Origin of the sequence: Mesorhizobium sp. CCNWLY176 (assembly GCF_037153935.1) — a bacterium.
GTDB classification, from domain to species: Bacteria; Pseudomonadota; Alphaproteobacteria; order Rhizobiales; family Rhizobiaceae; genus Mesorhizobium_M; species Mesorhizobium_M zhangyense.
The window spans coordinates 89,338-103,155 of the sequence record NZ_JBBBDZ010000017.1; the positions used below are offsets into that span (position 1 = coordinate 89,338).

Below are 13,818 nucleotides of genomic sequence, written 5' to 3' on the forward strand. Positions count from 1 at the left end.
CCACAAATCCGGAGACCAGAATGTTCGTCGTTTCCCTGACCTACACCGCCCCGCTGACCGATATCGACCAGCATCGCGATGCGCACATGGCCTGGGTCAAAGCCTGCTTTGACGAAGGTATCTTCCTCGCATCCGGCGCCAAGAAACCGCGTACCGGCGGCGTTATCCTGGCGCGATGCACCCGCGAAGTTCTCGATAAACGCTTGCGGGAAGACCCTTTCGCCATTGCCAATGTCGCCGACTATGACGTGACCGAATTTGTCGCAACCACTGTCAGCGCAGGGCTCGAAGCACTTAGGGAAGCATGACCTCGTCCAGCTCTTCGCTCACTCACACGCCCTATGACGGCTCATCACAGCCCTTCACGATCGGCCTGAAGCCGCTCGACCCGCATGAATGGATCGAGATCGACGGCGATCTCGAAATCTATCTCGCCGAGAAAGATCGGCTCTACGAGACGCTGCCGGAAAAAGTCTTCGTCGAGGAAGCCGATACCCGCGAGGCCCAGAGCGAGGTGCTCGACCTTCTGTCTGACTATCTGCCGCATCGTTTTCCAGAAACCTATCGACGTATCGGCGAGACCATCGAGATTCCGACGCTCGGACGACGCATCGCGTTGAACGCGGCAGAAACGCCTCCCCTTCGCACCGCCTCGCTGCTCGTCCCCGAAGACCTCATCCTGATGCGCAAGGGCGAAGACGGCTGGCGGCTGGTCGCCGGGTCGCTGTGCTTCCCGTCATCATGGTCGCTGACGGAAAAATTCGGCAAGCCGCTGCACCAGATCCACGAGCCGGTGCCCGGCTTCGGGTCGGGCACACGGCCCGCCGAACTGATCGAGCGCATGTTCGACAGGCTGCAGGGGCAGGCCGTCGAGCGCCTCAACTGGTCGCTGCAGGCCGGCGACGCGCTCTATCATCCTATCTCGCAACGGCAGCGCATCGACCGTACCACGATGCAGCCTTCGAAGTTTTCCGAGGACGAGATCGCCGCACAGGCTTTCATCCGCGTCGAGCGCCAGACCCTGCGCAAACTGCCGAAATCGCAGGATATCCTCTTCACCATCCGCATCTACCTGAACCCGCTTTCGGCGCTGGTGAAACACCCTGAAAAGGCAACACTGGCCGCCTCCTTCGCCGGCCAGCTTGCCGGTCTCGACCAGGCCCAGCTCGACTACAAGGGGCTCAGCGCCGACCGCGATCGGCTGGTCGCGATGTTGGGCCAGATGGCGGTTGCGTCCTAACTCTATTGGCGGAATCTTCTTTATTGTGACGCCGATCTGTGATCTGGCACTCTGGCGACCGTCCGAAATACCTTCCGGAGGCGTGAAACAAGGAGCGTTTTGAAGAATGGCGAAAGAAAAATGGCCCGTTTACGGTGAGATCACAGGCCCAGTGGTGATGATCGGATTTGGCTCGATCGGCCGCGGAACGCTCCCTCTCATCGAGCGCCATTTCAAATTCGACAAGTCGCGCATGACGGTCATCGACCCGCGCGACACCGACCGCAAGCTGCTCGATGAGCGCGGCATCACCTTCCTGCACGAAGCTGTGACCAAGGAGAACTACAAGGACCTCCTGACCCCGCTCTTGACCGAGGGCGAAGGCCGCGGCTTCTGCATCAATCTCTCCGTCGATACCTCGTCTGTCGAGCTCATGCGCCTGTGCCGCAAACTCGGCGTTCTCTATATCGACACGGTCATCGAGCCGTGGCTCGGCTTCTATTTCGACGACAAGGCCGACAACGCCTCGCGCACCAACTACGCCCTGCGGGAATCGCTGCTGGCCGAAAAGCGCAAGCATCCGGGCGGCCCCACCGCCGTTTCCACCTGTGGCGCCAATCCGGGCATGGTCTCCTGGTTCGTCAAGCAGGCGCTGGTCAACCTCGCCACCGATCTTGGCCTCGAATTCGCCACGCCGGCGCAGGACGACCGCGACGGCTGGGCGAAGCTGATGAAGAAGGCCGGCGTCAAGGGCGTCCACATCGCCGAGCGCGATACCCAGCGGGCAAAGACTCCCAAGCCGTTCAATACGTTCTGGAATACCTGGTCCGTGGAAGGCTTCATTTCCGAGGGCCTGCAGCCGGCAGAACTCGGCTGGGGCACCAATGAAAAATGGACCCCGAAAAACGCCCGTAAGCACAAGAAGGGCTCCAAGGCCGGAATCTTTCTCGAGCAGCCCGGTGCCAACACCCGCGTGCGCACCTGGTGCCCGACCACCGGCCCGCAATATGGCCTGCTGGTGACACATAACGAGGCGATCTCGATCAGCGATTTCTTCACCGTGCTCGACAAGAAGGGCAAGGTCTCCTATCGCCCGACCTGCCACTACGCCTATCATCCCTGCAACGACGCCCTGCTTTCGCTGGACGAGATGTTCGGCGCCGCCGGCAAGGCGCAACCGGTGCAGCATGTTCTTGACGAGAACGAGTTGGTCGACGGCTCGGACGAGCTCGGCGTGCTGCTCTACGGCCACGACAAGAATGCTTATTGGTTTGGCTCGCAGCTGACGCTGGAGCAGGCGCGCAAGCTCGCCCCCTACCAGAACGCGACCGGCCTGCAGGTGAGCTCTTCTGTGCTGGCCGGCATGGTCTGGGCGCTCGAAAACCCTGAAGCCGGCATCGTTGAAGCCGACGAGATGGATTTCGCACGTTGCCTTGAAGTGCAGTCGCCTTATCTGGGCCCGGTGAAGGGCTACTATACCGACTGGACGCCTCTAGAGGGCCGTCCGGGCCTGTTTGCAGAAGACATCGACACCAAGGACCCGTGGCAGTTCCGTAACATACTGGTACGTTAACCCTTTTTCATAAGTCTCTGCTATCCTCAAGCCCTTGCAATCGCCCGGAAATCGGGTGATTGCTTGATTGCGGACCGAGGAAGGAATTTTATCATGACGATTGCGCGCAAACTGTTTTCGGCGGCAGCTATTGCCGCAACCGCAGCCATTCTGGCTGGCTGCGTCAGCTCTGGGCCGGGTGGCGGGCCTCTCGCGGCGGCCCCGCAAGGCGTCGAAGGCGAATGGATGAGCACGGATGGCGTTGCCGTTTCGCGCTTTGCCGGTGGCACCTTCCAGACCAACGCGCTCGACACGGGCAACAAGCTGGCTGAAGGCAGCTATCGCATGGCCGATAACCGCAATGTGGAAATCACCATGCGCTCGCTGATCCGCCAGACCACCAGCAACGTCAACTGCTCGATGGTCGCCGCCAACCAGCTCAATTGCACCAGCTCCGGCGGCCAGCAGTTCGTGCTGACACGGCGCCCGGCGGTCGGCTGAGCCAGCGTTTCTGAGGGCGGGCTTTGATCGCGGTCATCGGCATAGTCCTGCTGGCCGCGATTGTTTTCGTGCCGCAGCTTTGGGTGCGGGCGATCATAGCGCGCCATGGCAAGGATCGTCCCGATTTTCCCGGCACCGGCGGTGAGCTTGCCCGTCACCTGCTCGATGAACTGGACCTTGGCCACGTCAAGGTAGAGACGACCGAACTCGGCGATCACTATGATTCAGAGGCGAAGGCCGTCAGGCTGCTGCCTGCACACCACGACGGAAGGTCCGTTTCCGCGGTCGCCATTGCAGCACACGAAGTTTCCCACGCCTTGCAGGATGGTCGCGGCGAGAAGATGCTGGCGTTGCGCCACAGGCTGGCTGTTCTGGCGATAACCACCGACAAGATCGCATCAGTCATCCTGATCGGCGCACCTATCCTTGCCGCGCTCCTCCGCACTCCGGCCGCTTTCCTGGCATGTCTCGGGCTTGGCGTCGGCATGCTGGCAATACGCGCCATTGTCCACCTCGTCACGCTGCCGGTCGAATTCGATGCGAGTTTCGGCAAGGCCCTGCCAATTCTGCGGCGTGGCAAATATCTGAACGAGCGCGATATGCCCGCAGCCCGCCATGTCCTGCGCGCCGCAGCCTTCACCTATCTTGCCGGTGCGCTGATATCGCTGTTCAACCTTGCGCGCTGGATCAGAGTCTTGCGATAGTCCCGCCGCAACGCGGAGGGAGAACGCGATGACTGCTTTTTTCGATACGGCCGAAACCCAGGCCCCGGCCGATCGCGAAAAGGCATTGTTCGAGGCGCTGCCGCGCTTTCTCGAAACCGCCACGAAAGCCGCCCCAGGCCTTGCCCGATGGCTGCACGGCGTCGACCTTTCGGCCATCACCAGCAGGCAGGCGCTGGCCACTCTGCCGGTACTGAGAAAAGCCGAGTTGATGGAATTTCAAATGGCCGACCCGCCCTTCGGCGGCTTTGCCGATCCCTCAGCACTCGCAGGCAGCCGCGTTTTTCAGTCGCCCGGCCCATTGTGGGAGCCTCAGGGGCTGAAGGCTGATCAAGGCGCTGCCGCGCGCGCCTTCTTCGCCGCCGGCATCCGCCCCGGCGATATCGTTCACAACGCCTTCGCCTATCATATGACACCAGGCGGCTTCATCCTCGACGAGGGTGCCCGTGCGCTCGGCTGCACCGTGTTCCCGGCAGGAACCGGCAATACCGACATGCAGGTCGAGGCAGCAGCGAGCCTCAAACCGAGCGTCTATTGCGGCACCCCGGATTTCCTGAAAGTCATGCTTGATCGAGCAACCGATGCCGGCAAGGATCTTTCGTTCTTCCGCCGAGGATTGGTGTCCGGCGGCGCGCTCTTTCCGTCGCTGCGAACCGAATACCGCGAGCGCGGAATAGACGTCCTGCAATGCTACGCCACGGCCGAATTCGGTGTCATCGCCTATGAAAGTGCTGCGGGCGATGGAACACCCCTCCCCGGCATGATCATCAACGAGCATGTCATCATCGAGATCGTGCGCCCCGGTACCGGCGACCCTGTTCCTGACGGAGAGGTCGGCGAGGTCGTGGTGACCGGCTTCAATGCCGCCTATCCGCTGGTTCGCCTTGGCACTGGCGATCTCTCCGCGATCCTGCCAGGTGCTTCGCCATGCGGCCGAACCAACGCCCGGATCAAGGGCTGGATGGGCCGCGCCGACCAGCGCACCAAGATCAAGGGCATGTTCGTCGATCCCAAGCAGGTCGCAGACATCGTCAGGCGCCATCCCGAGATCGCCAAGGCGCGTCTGGTCGTCGGGCGTGACGGCGAACGCGACACGATGGTGCTGCATGTCGAGCCGGCAAATGGCCGGACAGCGGAAAAGAAAGCGCTCGAAGCCTCGCTTCGCGACGTGACCAAGCTCGGCGGCGACGTGCAGATCGCTATGCCGGGCTCGCTGCCCAACGACGGCAAGATAATTGCAGACGAACGCGACTACGCGAAATAATCGGCACACCGCCAACTATGGCTGGATTCCTCTTGCATCCGCCAAACCGCAATGTGAACATGCCCGCGAGCCGTGTTAAAAAACGGTCAAGGACTGGCGTTAAACGCCTCCGACAGGATCACTCGGGAGACACCAAATGAAGAAGCTCGTCGCTGCCGCAGCGCTCTCCGCATCGGCGCTCGCCCTTTCGACCGGGGCATCCTTTGCCGACTACACATTGAACATCCTGCACTTCAACGACTGGCACAGCCGTATCGAAGGCAACAACAAATACGAATCGACCTGCTCGGCAGAGGAAGAGACCAAGGGCGAATGCATAGGCGGCGCCGGACGGCTGATCACGGCCATCGCCCAGGAACGCAAGAAGCTGGACGGCCAGAACGTCCTGCTGCTCAATGCCGGCGACAGCTTCCAGGGCTCACTGTTCTACATCACCTACAAGGGTGCCGCGGAAGAAGAATTCCTCAACCAGATGAAGCTGGACGCCGTTACCCTCGGCAACCATGAATTCGACGACGGTGAGAGCGCGCTGGTGCCTTTTCTCGACAAGGCTCAGTTCCCGGTGATCAGCGCCAATGTCGTGCCGAACGACAAGTCGGGCGCTGCCGGCAAGTTCAAGCCGTCGATGGTCGTCGAGGTTGGCGGCCAGAAGATCGGCCTCATCGGCGGCATCACCAACGATACGCCGGATCTGGCTTCGCCCGGCCCGAACATTGCCATCGAGGACGACGTCAAGGCGATCACCGCCGAGGTCGAGAAACTGAAGGCTGAGGGCGTCAACAAGATCATCGCCATCACCCATATCGGCTACAAGCGCGAGCGCGACGTCATCGCCAAGATCCCGGGCATCGACGTCGTCGTCGGTGGCCACAGCCATTCGCTTCTGTCCAACACCGACCCCAAGGCCGAAGGCCCCTACCCGACGATGGTCGACAATCCGGACGGCCACAAGGTGGCGGTGGTGCAGGCGGCTTCCTATTCGAAATATCTTGGCGAGTTCAAAGTAGTGTTCGATGATGACGGCAATATCAAGGAAGCCAACGGCGACCCTATCTTCCTCGACAAATCGATCACGCCCGATCCGGCAGTGCTTGCCCGCATCAAGGAACTCGGCGCTCCGATCGAGGAGTTGAAAGGCAAGGAGGTCGGAGAAACGGCAGCCGCTATCGACGGAAGCCGCGAAACCTGCCGCACCAAGGAATGCGCGATGGGCAACCTCGTCTCGGATGCGGTGCTGGATCGCGTCAAAGGCCAGGGCGTCGAGATCGTCATAACCAACGGTGGCGGCCTGCGTGCCTCGATCGACGGCGGCAAGGTCACGATGGGCGAAGTTCTCAACGTGCTGCCCTTCCAGAACACGATCGCGACCTTCCAGATTGCCGGCAAGGATCTCATCGCCGCGCTTGAGAACGGCGTCAGCCAGATCGACGACGGCGCTGGGCGCTTCGCGCAGGTAGCCGGGCTGAAATACTCCTTCGACAGGTCGGGCGCCCCCAATGAAGGCCGCATCAAGTCGGTCGAAGTCATGGAGAACGGCGCCTGGGCGCCGATCAATCCGGACAAGGACTACACGGTCGCCACCAACAACTATGTGCGCCAGGGCGGCGACGGCTACAAGATATTCGCCGAGAAGGCCAAGAATGCCTATGACTACGGTCCGGGACTGGAGCAGGTGGTTGCGGACTATCTCGGCGCCCATCAGCCTTACACGCCGAAACTCGAAGGCCGCATCACCGAAATCGCGCAAGCCGCAGCACCCGCGGGAACTGCACCCGCCGACACGACGAAGCCGGCCGAAGGCACGACCGCGCCAGCCGCTGGCACCACTGCACCGGCAACCGGCGCTGCGCCTGCCGCCAGTGGCGACGTGAAGCTGCCCGACATGCCGGCCGCCTCCGGCGACATCGCCAACCAGGCACCGAAGGTCGACGGCGGCACGACGACGGCGCCGGCAGCAGGCACCGCGGCTGCACCTGCCACAACCACTGCGCCTGCAGCCGGCACTGCCGCGGCGGCATCACCTGACAGTCATGTCATCGTCGCCGGCGACACCTATTGGGACATTGCCCAGAAGGTCTATGGCGACGGCTTCAAGTGGAAGCGGATTGCCGAGGCCAACTCGAAATACACGCCAAAGCATCTGCCCGTCGGTGCGACACTGAATATCCCCGCTGCGAACTGATTTCGCGGTACAATCTTTTCGGAAGGCCCGCTCGGTTCGCCGGCGGGCCTTTTTCGTTGGGGGTATCCAATTGCCTGCGGCCAGACGTTGCATTGAATTCCCGGCGTCTGCCGCTAGTTTCCGCCTGCGCGGGAGAAACGCCGAATGAACCAGAAAAACGTGACCACACAAGCTGAGAACACCACAACGAGCCATGCGCCTGATTCTGCGATCAAGCCGCTGAAGATCGGCGTCATGCTTCTCAACCTCGGCACGCCCGACGGCACCGAGTTCGGGCCGATGTGGCGTTACCTGCGCGAGTTCCTGTCCGACCCGCGCGTCATCGAGTTGCCGAAGCCTATCTGGTATCCGATCCTCTACGGGCTGGTGCTGACGACGCGGCCAAAAAAATCGGGCGCGAACTACAAGAAGATCTGGAACACCGAACGTAACGAATCGCCCCTGCGAACCTATACGCGCGCGCAAAGCGAAAGGCTTTCCGAGGCTCTGGCCGATCTGCCGACAGTGGTCGTCGACTGGGCGATGCGCTACGGCAATCCCTCTACCGAAAGCGTCGCCAAGCGCCTCGTCGAGCAAGGCTGCACGCGTATCCTGACCTTCCCGCTTTATCCGCAATATTCGGCGACAACGACCGCCACGGCCAACGACAAACTGTTTCGCGCGCTGATGAAGATGCGCGACCAACCGGCCATCCGCAGCGTTCCGGCTTACTATGACGAGCCGGTCTATATCGATGCGCTGGCGAATTCGATCACCCGCCATCTTGCGACGCTGGACTTCGAGCCGGAGGTGATTCTCGCCTCTTATCACGGCATCCCAAAACCCTATTCGGATCGCGGCGACCCCTATCAGGCTCATTGCCTGGAAACGACGCGGCTGCTGCGCGAGCGTCTGGGCTGGGACGAGAAGAAGCTCATCAGCACCTTCCAGTCTCGATTCGGCGCGCAGGAATGGCTGCAGCCCTATACGGACAAGACCGTCGAGAAGCTGGCGCGCGAAGGCGTGAAATCGATCGCCGTGGTCAATCCCGGCTTTTCCGTCGATTGCATCGAGACGCTGGAGGAAATCGCGGTCGAGGCTTCGGAAATCTTCCACCATGCCGGCGGAAAGAACTTCGCGCATATCCCCTGCCTCAACGACAGCAATGACGGGATGGCGGTGATCGAAGCGATGGTGCGGCGCGAATTGTCCGGCTGGGTGTGACGACGGGAACTCCCCGGTCGGAGCGGCGTTGACGACCGCCCCTTCCGGAGAAAACCCTTCCATGAACCGCAAGCTTGACTTGAGAACCGGCCGTCCCGTCTGGTTCGCCTACCGCTCGCCCGCGGTTCCGACGCAAAAGCTGATGCGAGATGTGAAAACCGATGTCCTGATCGTCGGCATGGGCATCAGCGGGGCAATGATTGCACAGGCCGTGGCCGCGAGCGGACGCTCCGTCGTCTGCGTTGACCGACGCGGTCCGCTCGAGGGTTCAACATCCGCCACGACAGCCCTTGTCCAATTCGAGGTCGATCAGCCGCTTGCGACACTCGCCTCCAAAATCGGCAAGGCAAAGGCCGAGCAGGCATGGCGGCGATCGAAACTCGCGGTCGCCAACCTTGGCGCACGCATCGAAGAACTCGCCATAAAATGCAGCCCCGCGCCAAAACCTTCGCTTTATCTCGCCGGCAATGTGCTTGGCCCGGCAGCGCTCCGCGAGGAAGCTCAAGCCCGCCGCGCTGCCGGCATCCACTCAACCTATCTCACCAAGGCCGCACTTCAGAATGCGTTCGGCATCGACCGCGACGGTGCCATCATAAGCCGCGACAATCTCGCGCTCGATCCGAGAAAGCTTGCGGCCGGGCTCTTTCTCAAGGCGCTTGAGGCCAAGGCTCGATATTACGCGCCCGTCGAAATAGCCGGCATGGAGACCTCCCGCGAAAACGTCGTCGCAGCCTCGGCGCACGGTCCGACGATCACCGCGAAACATGTCGTTCTGGCAACAGGCTATGAACTGACCGATATCGTGCCGGCGGCCAGGCACCAGATCATCTCCACCTGGGCAATCGCAACGAAACCGCAGAAGAACTCGCTCTGGCGCGATCAGGCCTTCGTTTGGGAAGCGTCCGACCCCTATCTTTACATGCGCGCGACAAATGATGGCCGCGTCATTTGCGGTGGCGAAGACGAGGAGTTTTCCGACGAGGATACACGAGACCAATTGATCGGCGTCAAATCGGCGCGGATCGCAGCGAAGCTAAAAGTCTTGTTCCCGCAACTGGACACGGAGCCGGCATTCACCTGGGCCGGTTCTTTCGGCACCACAAGCACCGGCCTTCCCTATATCGGAACGATACCGCAGCACCCACGGATATTTGCGGTGATGGGCTATGGTGGAAACGGCATAACCTACTCGCAGATAGCGTCGGAAATCATCGTCTCGGCGCTTGAAGGCGCAAGCGATACCGACGCATCGCTTTTCGCTTTCGGCAACTGACGCGACGCCTGCCGAAACAATCAACCATCACGCGATTGTAACCGCGAGGAAACACCCTTAAGTGTTTTCGTGATGGCCGGCTGCATCGATGTTGCCGCGCCGCGCGCCGAATCTGAGGGAGAGCTGCATGCCGTTCACCGGTCTCGACGTCCTGATCCCGATCCTGGTTATCCTTGTTCTTCTCGTCCTGTTTACGGGAATCAAGACGGTGCCGCAGGGATATAATTACACCGTCGAGCGGTTCGGCCGTTACACCAAGACGCTCTCGCCGGGCCTCAACCTCATCATCCCCTTCATCGACCGCATCGGCGCCAAGATGAACATGATGGAGCAGGTTCTGGATGTGCCGACGCAGGAGATCATCACCCGCGACAACGCCATCGTCGCCGTTGACGGCATCGCCTTTTATCAGGTGCTGAACGCACCGCAGGCCGCCTATCAAGTGTCCGGCCTGCAGAACGCCATCCTCAACCTGACCATGACGAACATCCGTACCGTCATGGGCTCGATGGACCTCGACGAGCTTCTGTCGAACCGCGACGCGATCAACGAACGCCTGCTGCGGGTGGTCGATGAGGCAGCCCACCCATGGGGCATCAAGCTCACGCGTGTCGAAATCAAGGATATCAACCCGCCGGCAAATCTCGTCGAATCGATGGGCCGCCAGATGATGGCCGAGCGCAACAAGCGCGCGCAGATTCTCGCCGCTGAAGGCCTGAAGCAGTCCCAGATCCTGGAAGCCGAAGGCCGCAAGGAAGCCGCCTTCCGCGACGCCGAGGCGCGTGAACGCTCCGCCGAGGCCGAGGCGCGCGCCACACAGGTCGTGTCGGAAGCCATCGCCAAGGGCGATGTGCAGGCCATCAACTACTTCGTCGCGCAGAAATACACCGAGGCGCTGGCCAAGATCGGTTCGTCCGCCAACAACAAGATCGTGCTGATGCCATTCGAAGCATCGTCGCTGATCGGTTCGCTTGGCGGCATTGGCGCCATCGCTCAGGAAGTGTTCAGAAGCGAAGGCACGGCTGGCGCCCAGCGTCAGTCATCGCGGCCGCCGGTTACGCGCGCACCGGACCAGAAGTGATACCGGCGCGGGACAACGAACATGCTTGAACGCATTTTCTCCGAACTGGGCCCATGGAACTGGATGGTGCTGGGCTTTGCCCTGCTCGCGCTGGAGATCGTTGTTCCCGGCGTCTTCCTGTTGTGGATCGGCATCGCCGCGCTGATCGTCGGCGCGATCTCCCTGCTGATCTGGGATGCCGGCATCTGGGTCTGGCAGGCCCAGGTCATCGTCTTCCTGCTGCTGTCGCTGGTTTCAGCCTATCTCGGCAATCGGGTCATGTCCGGTCGCAACAGCCAGAGCGACCAGCCATTGCTCAACCGGCGCAGCGAACAGATGATTGGCCGGACAGCCACACTGACCGAACCGATCACCGAAGGCCGTGGCCGCATACAGCTTGGCGACACGATGTGGCGTGTTTCCGGGCCCGACCTTCCTGTCGGCGCACGCGTGCGGGTCACGGCCGTGGAAGACTCCGAACTGGTCGTCGAGATCGCCTGACACCGGCTCCAGGCGCCCTCACCTTCTCGCGTCTTCCCTTGCGTCATCACGCAAATCATGACCGTCACGGTCTTTTTTACCATTTGTAGTCAACTTCTAGCTACTTTACGCGCGGTGAAGTGAGACCTCAGGTTGTCTGACTGTCACGTGGAAATTCGTCGGACGGGGGTCCCTCTCCATGAGCGTCATTTCGTGCATTGCCACGGAGCATAATCTGTGGCTCGTCCTTTTGGCGGCATTGATATGCGTGAGTGGCGGCTGGGTCACCTTTGGACTGTTTCGACGGGCTGGCGAACGGCAGGGCTTGCAGAAGAGCGGCTGGATATTTCTCACGGCCGTAGCTGCCGGCTCTTCGGTCTGGTGCACACATTTCATAGCAATGCTCGCCTATCAGGCGGAAGCCCCGGTCACCTTCGACCCGATGCTGACCATGGCCTCCCTTCTCATCGCGATTGCCGGCTGCGCCTACGGTTTTACGATCGCTCTCATTCGGACGCAGCGCTTCGCGCCGGAACTTGGCGGCGGAGCCGTCGGGCTTGCAGTTTCGGCCATGCATTACACTGGCATGATGGCTTACCGCGTTGACGGCATCGTCGAATGGAACGCCGATTATGTCGTGGCATCGATCGCTATCGCTGCGGTCCTCTCGGCCTTGGCGATCGGCCAGGCTGTCCGCCGTTCTTTCCCGATTTCCGCCCATCTTTCCCTCGGCCTGTTTGTTCTCGCCGTCGTCGGCCTGCATTTCACCGGAATGGCGGCTGTCTCGGTCACGCCGATGCTGACCGGAGCCGCCGGCACCGACCCTGACGTGCTTGAGGCGATGGCCATTGCAGTTGCAGGCGTTGGCTTCATCATCGCCGGCACGGGCATCGCAAGCTATCTGATCGACGCGCGCTCCAGCCTCGAAACGTTCCAGCGGCTCCAGCATCTGGCGCATAACGATTCGCTGACCGGCCTGCCGAACCGCGTGAGCTTCGGCAGCTATCTCGAAAACGAGCTCGAACGTGCCCAGGAAGATTCCGTCAAGGTGGCCGTTCTCGGCATCGACCTCGACCGTTTCAAGGAGATCAACGATCTTCGCGGCCATAGCGCGGGAGACCAGGCATTGAAAACCATCGCTCGCAGGCTTTCCCGGCTTTTGAAGGACGGTGAATTCATAGCCCGCGTGGGTGGTGACGAGTTCGCGGCGGTCAAGCGCTTCAGCGAACAGAACGACCTTCTGGATTTCGTCTCGCGGCTGGAAAGCACCTTGTTCCGGCCGATCCGCATCGACGATTTCGAGACCTCGACCGGCGCCAGCATCGGGGTCGCGATCTATCCTGAAGACGGCGACAACCAGGGCCGGCTGATAAGCAATGCCGATCTTGCAATGTACCGGGCGAAGGCCGAGGTCACGCGGGCGGTGTGCTTCTACGAATCGAAGATGGACGAAGCCTCGCGCGCACGCCGGGCGCTGGCTCAGGATTTGCGCCGCGCCATCGAACTCGACCAGCTCGAACCTTACTATCAGGTTCAGACCTCGGTCCTGACGGGTGATATTCGCGGCTACGAGGTGCTCCTGCGCTGGAACCACCCCGAGCTTGGCTCGGTCCCGCCGTCGGAATTCATCCCGATCGCCGAGGAAAACGGCCTTATCCTCGCGATCGGCGAATGGGTGCTGCGTACGGCGTGCCAACAGGCCGTTTCATGGCAGACGCCCTACAAGATCGCGGTAAACCTCTCGCCGGTACAGTTCGCCCACGCCGACCTTTCGAAGCTTGTCCACGAGATCCTGCTCGAAACCGGCCTGTCGCCGAACAGGCTGGAACTGGAGATCACGGAATCCACAATCATCGCCGACAAGACCCGCACGCTTCATATCCTGCGCCAGATCAGGGCGCTCGGCGTGACGATCGCGCTCGACGATTTCGGAACGGGCTATTCCTCGCTCGACACCTTGCGATCCTTCCCGTTCGACAAGATCAAGCTGGACCGCTCGTTCATGAGCGAGGTGGAGCAAAGCCCTCAGGCGAAGGCGATCGTGCGCGCAGTGCTGACGCTGGGCAAAAGCCTCGATATCCCGGTGCTCGCCGAAGGCGTGGAAACCGACGACCAGCTCTCCATTCTGCGGATCGAACAATGCGACGAGGCACAGGGCTTTTTCCTCGGCCGCCCCAAGCCGTTGAACCAGATATTCCGGCAAGGCCCGGCAATCGCCAATGATGTCGCGGAGCCCTCCTCGGGCCGCCTGCCGCCGGCTCGCATCGGCCGCCGGCTGAGCGCGTAGGGTCTGTCTTAGAGCGAAATGACTCTTAACTTGAATTGCAATTTCGCTCTAAGCTTTTGTTTTAAAGCATTATCT

12 protein-coding genes are annotated in these 13,818 nt (G+C 61.3%); all 12 read left to right on the forward strand.

The window, feature by feature from the left end; translation table 11 throughout:
- Window positions 1-20 precede the first annotated feature (20 nt).
- The 12 genes from WBQ96_RS23650 (at window position 21) to WBQ96_RS23705 (ending at window position 13,743) form a co-directional block, all read left to right on the forward strand.
- Window positions 21-308: a YciI family protein gene (locus tag WBQ96_RS23650; protein WP_336553851.1), complete on the forward strand. Its 288-nt coding sequence runs from the start codon at window positions 21-23 to the stop codon at window positions 306-308.
- Window positions 305-1,240: a heme-dependent oxidative N-demethylase family protein gene (locus WBQ96_RS23655; protein WP_336553853.1), complete on the forward strand. Its 936-nt coding sequence runs from the start codon at window positions 305-307 to the stop codon at window positions 1,238-1,240. The genes WBQ96_RS23650 and WBQ96_RS23655 overlap by 4 nt, the downstream gene beginning before the upstream one ends.
- 106 nt (window positions 1,241-1,346) lie before the next feature.
- Window positions 1,347-2,792, forward strand: coding sequence for a homospermidine synthase (locus tag WBQ96_RS23660; RefSeq protein WP_336553855.1), 1,446 nt, complete (start codon window positions 1,347-1,349; stop codon window positions 2,790-2,792).
- A gap of 93 nt (window positions 2,793-2,885) precedes the next feature.
- Window positions 2,886-3,272, forward strand: a complete 387-nt coding sequence (locus WBQ96_RS23665) for a hypothetical protein (protein ID WP_165120672.1) — start codon at window positions 2,886-2,888, stop codon at window positions 3,270-3,272.
- Between the two features lie 23 nt (window positions 3,273-3,295).
- On the forward strand, window positions 3,296-3,976 hold the full coding sequence (locus tag WBQ96_RS23670) for a zinc metallopeptidase (RefSeq protein WP_336553858.1): 681 nt from the start codon (window positions 3,296-3,298) through the stop codon (window positions 3,974-3,976).
- A gap of 28 nt (window positions 3,977-4,004) precedes the next feature.
- Window positions 4,005-5,258: a phenylacetate--CoA ligase family protein gene (locus WBQ96_RS23675; RefSeq protein WP_336553860.1), complete on the forward strand. Its 1,254-nt coding sequence runs from the start codon at window positions 4,005-4,007 to the stop codon at window positions 5,256-5,258.
- A gap of 136 nt (window positions 5,259-5,394) precedes the next feature.
- The gene (locus tag WBQ96_RS23680) at window positions 5,395-7,440 is read left to right on the forward strand and encodes a 5'-nucleotidase C-terminal domain-containing protein (RefSeq protein ID WP_336553861.1); all 2,046 of its coding nucleotides are present in this window, start codon (window positions 5,395-5,397) and stop codon (window positions 7,438-7,440) included.
- A 144-nt stretch (window positions 7,441-7,584) separates the two neighbouring features.
- Entirely contained in the window at window positions 7,585-8,643 is a 1,059-nt protein-coding gene (hemH, locus tag WBQ96_RS23685; protein ID WP_336553863.1) for a ferrochelatase, read from the forward strand.
- Window positions 8,644-8,704: 61 nt separating this feature from the next.
- Window positions 8,705-9,916: an NAD(P)/FAD-dependent oxidoreductase gene (locus WBQ96_RS23690; protein WP_336553865.1), complete on the forward strand. Its 1,212-nt coding sequence runs from the start codon at window positions 8,705-8,707 to the stop codon at window positions 9,914-9,916.
- Window positions 9,917-10,043: 127 nt separating this feature from the next.
- Window positions 10,044-10,997, forward strand: coding sequence for an SPFH domain-containing protein (locus WBQ96_RS23695; protein ID WP_336553867.1), 954 nt, complete (start codon window positions 10,044-10,046; stop codon window positions 10,995-10,997).
- Between the two features lie 21 nt (window positions 10,998-11,018).
- Window positions 11,019-11,477 (forward strand): NfeD family protein, encoded by a 459-nt coding sequence (locus WBQ96_RS23700; RefSeq protein ID WP_165120678.1) that lies wholly within the window; start codon window positions 11,019-11,021, stop codon window positions 11,475-11,477.
- A 178-nt stretch (window positions 11,478-11,655) separates the two neighbouring features.
- A complete protein-coding gene (locus tag WBQ96_RS23705) occupies window positions 11,656-13,743 on the forward strand; it encodes a putative bifunctional diguanylate cyclase/phosphodiesterase (RefSeq protein WP_336553869.1) in 2,088 nt (695 codons plus the stop codon).
- The last annotated feature ends 75 nt before the right edge of the window (window positions 13,744-13,818 follow it).

Excerpts from the sequence above, each read along its gene's own strand:
- WBQ96_RS23660 (WP_336553855.1), top strand. The coding sequence starts at position 1,347 with ATGGCGAAAGAAAAATGGCCCGTTTACGGTGAGATCACAGGCCCAGTG.
- WBQ96_RS23650 (WP_336553851.1), top strand. The coding sequence starts at position 21 with ATGTTCGTCGTTTCCCTGACCTACACCGCCCCGCTGACCGATATCGAC.
- WBQ96_RS23705 (WP_336553869.1), top strand. The coding sequence starts at position 11,656 with ATGAGCGTCATTTCGTGCATTGCCACGGAGCATAATCTGTGGCTCGTC.
- WBQ96_RS23655 (WP_336553853.1), top strand. The coding sequence starts at position 305 with ATGACCTCGTCCAGCTCTTCGCTCACTCACACGCCCTATGACGGCTCA.
- WBQ96_RS23665 (WP_165120672.1), top strand. The coding sequence starts at position 2,886 with ATGACGATTGCGCGCAAACTGTTTTCGGCGGCAGCTATTGCCGCAACC.
- WBQ96_RS23695 (WP_336553867.1), top strand. The coding sequence starts at position 10,044 with ATGCCGTTCACCGGTCTCGACGTCCTGATCCCGATCCTGGTTATCCTT.
- WBQ96_RS23680 (WP_336553861.1), top strand. The coding sequence starts at position 5,395 with ATGAAGAAGCTCGTCGCTGCCGCAGCGCTCTCCGCATCGGCGCTCGCC.
- WBQ96_RS23700 (WP_165120678.1), top strand. The coding sequence starts at position 11,019 with ATGCTTGAACGCATTTTCTCCGAACTGGGCCCATGGAACTGGATGGTG.
- hemH (WP_336553863.1), top strand. The coding sequence starts at position 7,585 with ATGAACCAGAAAAACGTGACCACACAAGCTGAGAACACCACAACGAGC.
- WBQ96_RS23690 (WP_336553865.1), top strand. The coding sequence starts at position 8,705 with ATGAACCGCAAGCTTGACTTGAGAACCGGCCGTCCCGTCTGGTTCGCC.
- WBQ96_RS23675 (WP_336553860.1), top strand. The coding sequence starts at position 4,005 with ATGACTGCTTTTTTCGATACGGCCGAAACCCAGGCCCCGGCCGATCGC.